Source organism: Herpetosiphonaceae bacterium (assembly GCA_036374795.1).
Classification (GTDB): domain Bacteria; phylum Chloroflexota; class Chloroflexia; order Chloroflexales; family Kallotenuaceae; genus LB3-1.
Window position 1 is genome coordinate 1 of sequence record DASUTC010000005.1, and the last position, 1,346, is coordinate 1,346.

A 1,346-nucleotide genomic window follows, 5' to 3' on the forward strand; every position below is an offset into this window, starting at 1 on the left:
ATCGAACTAACCTCAAGTAAGAAGTAACTTTAACTTCAAGTAAATTCTCAACTGATCGGCGCGTGCGCGTGGACCTCTGGATCCTGGAACTGCTCAAGGCGATGTTGCTGATCCCGGTGACGCTGCTGCCGATCATCAATCCGGTAGCCAATGCCTCGATCTTCATCGGCATGACCGGAGGCAATCCCTCGCTGGTACGGCTGATGGCCAAGCAGATTGCGGTCAACTGCTGGTTCCTGCTGGTTGCCGCACTGCTGGTCGGTGCCTACGTGCTCGATTTCTTCGGCATTTCGCTGCCGATCGTCCGTGTCGGCGGCGGTTTGGTGGTGGCGATCAACGGCTGGCGGCTGCTCAACGACAAGGTCGACGATTCGATCCGGGCGACGGTGGCGGAGGGCGCGGCCGAGCTCAACGACGAGGAGATCGCCCGGCGCAGTTTCTTCCCGATCAGTTTCCCGCTGACGGTCGGTCCTGGAACCATCGCCGCCTCGATCGCGCTGGGCACCAAGGCGGCGCCGACCCCGCTGGTCTACGTCAGCTCGATCGTCGCCGCGGTGGTCGGCGCCACGCTCACTGCGCTGGTGATCTACGCGAGCTACCTCTTCGCCGCGCCCTTGCTGCGGCGGCTCGGTGACCTCGGCACCATCGTGCTGATGCGGCTCGCGGCGTTCATTCTGCTGTGCGTGGGCATCGAGATCCTCTGGAGCGGCGTCGCCGAGTTGCTCGCGCGCGGCTGAGTGCGCGCCCGATCCAGGAGTCCACCAGCAGCGCATCTGTCGCAGATCAACAGGCGAGGGCTGGGCGCTCCTTAGCATCGGCGGGATTCCAGTCGAGCCAGGCACACCATGAGCCGTCGCATCACCCTGATCCAGGGGCATCCCGATCCGCATCCCGAACGCTTTGTCCGGGCGCTCGGCGCCGCCTATGTCGACGGCGCGCGTGCCGCAGGTCACGCGGTGCGCATCGTGGACGTGACCACACTCGACTTTCCGCTGCTGCGCGAACGGGAGCAGTGGGAGTCGGGGCCGGTTCCGGCGGGACTGGTTTCCGCGCAGGAGGCGATCCAGTGGGCCGAGCACCTGGTGCTGCTGTTTCCGCTCTGGCTGGGCGGCATGCCGGCGCTGCTCAAGGGCTTCCTCGAGCAGATTGCACGGCCCGGATACGCCTTCGGCCGCGAAGGACCGGCACGCGGCGCCAAGCTGCTGCGCGGCCGCTCCGCGCGGCTGGTCGTCACCATGGGCATGCCCGCGCTCGTCTACCGCGTGTGGTTCCGCGCGCACAGCATCAAGAGCCTCGAGCGCAACATCCTGGGCTTCGTCGGGATCCACCCGGTTCGCGAAACGCTC

2 protein-coding genes are annotated in these 1,346 nt (G+C 65.9%); both read left to right on the plus strand.

Annotated features, from left to right (window positions below):
• The first annotated feature begins 62 nt into the window (after nucleotides 1–62).
• Nucleotides 63–737 (plus strand): MarC family protein, encoded by a 675-nt coding sequence (locus tag VFZ66_00470; GenBank protein HEX6287626.1) that lies wholly within the window; start codon nucleotides 63–65, stop codon nucleotides 735–737.
• 108 nt (nucleotides 738–845) lie between these two features.
• Nucleotides 846–1,346, plus strand: a 501-nt coding sequence (locus VFZ66_00475; GenBank protein ID HEX6287627.1) for an NAD(P)H-dependent oxidoreductase, incomplete at its 3' end; no start/stop codon positions are given.